Source organism: Neisseria sp. P0021.S006 (assembly GCF_051956895.1).
Genome location: NZ_JBQCWZ010000429.1, coordinates 1 through 1,196, shown reverse-complemented (window position 1 = coordinate 1,196; position 1,196 = coordinate 1). Strand labels below are relative to the sequence as shown.

At 47.6% G+C, this 1,196-nt stretch carries 2 protein-coding genes; both read right to left on the bottom strand.

Features of this window, described 5'->3' with window-relative positions; genetic code table 11:
• The coding region (locus tag ACTHUM_RS14745; RefSeq protein ID WP_440403255.1) for an aspartate carbamoyltransferase regulatory subunit at positions 1 to 410 on the bottom strand (410 nt) is incomplete at its 3' end.
• A gap of 10 nt (positions 411 to 420) precedes the next feature.
• A partial coding sequence (gene pyrB / locus ACTHUM_RS14740) for an aspartate carbamoyltransferase (RefSeq protein WP_440403254.1) occupies positions 421 to 1,196 on the bottom strand: 776 nt, incomplete at its 5' end.

The following is a 1,196-nucleotide window of genomic DNA, read 5'->3' as shown; positions in this document are numbered from 1 at the left end:
CATTTCAAACGTGTCTGACCATTATGTGAACGGACATAAAAGCGGCTGATGACCGGCTCGCCATGACTGGCACAATTGGTATTCGGGCAGCGGAATACTTCTGAAATTTCGTCCGGCAATGACAAATGCTGTTTGTCGATCACTTTAAACTGATCGATTTTGTTTACTACTGCTTCAGGGGCAAATAAAGCCAAACGGTTGGCCGCATTGGCATCCAACCATACGCCGCTGACTTTGATAATGTCTTTGCTTCCCTGCGTTTTGCTGGGCAAATTAAAGCCGACTGTAACCGCGCTGCCATAATGCAGCAGCTTAAACTGTCTTAAAATGGCCAAGCCTTTACCGGCAGGAATATGATCAATTACCGTACCTTGTTCAATCGCTTCAACGCTGAGTTTTGAGTTTTCCATCTCTCGCTCCTTAAACTTCTTCGTTCAATACCAAAGACAAAATCGCCATCCGTGCATACACGCCATTGGTTGCCTGTTCAAAATAATAGGCATGAGGTGTTTTATCCACGTCCGGATGAATTTCATCTACCCTCGGTAAAGGATGCAAGACGCGCAAATTGGGTTTAGCATTCGCCAACATTTGCGCATCAAGATTGAATTTACCCTGAATTTTGGCAAATTCCTGCTCATCAAAACGTTCGCGCTGAACGCGGGTCATGTACAAAATATCCGCCCATTCGACCGCTTCTTCCAATCCGGGCAAAATTTGATAAGGGCACCCGGCTTCTTCCAGCTCTTCAGTGATATAGTCCGGCATTGCCAAGCTGGGAGGGGAAACAAACGCAAATTCACAACCCCAACGCTTCAGCGCCTGACACAATGAATGTACCGTACGGCCATATTTCAAATCGCCGGCCATCGCAATCTTCAAATTGCTCAAACTGCCCTGTGTTTCATAAATCGTGACCAAATCCAAAAGCGTCTGACTCGGATGTTGGTTGGTACCATCGCCGGCATTAATCACGGGCACGCTCGAAAATTCGGCCGCCACACGGGCCGCACCGTCTTTCGGGTGTCGCTGAATAATCGCATCCGTATAGCTGGAAATAATCCTCGCAGTATCTGCGAGCGTTTCACCCTTTTTCGCGCTGGTATTTGCACCATCGGAAAAACCGATAACTTTCCCACCCAAACGCTGTACCGCCGTTTCAAAAGACAAACGAGTACGGGTGGACGGTTCAAAAA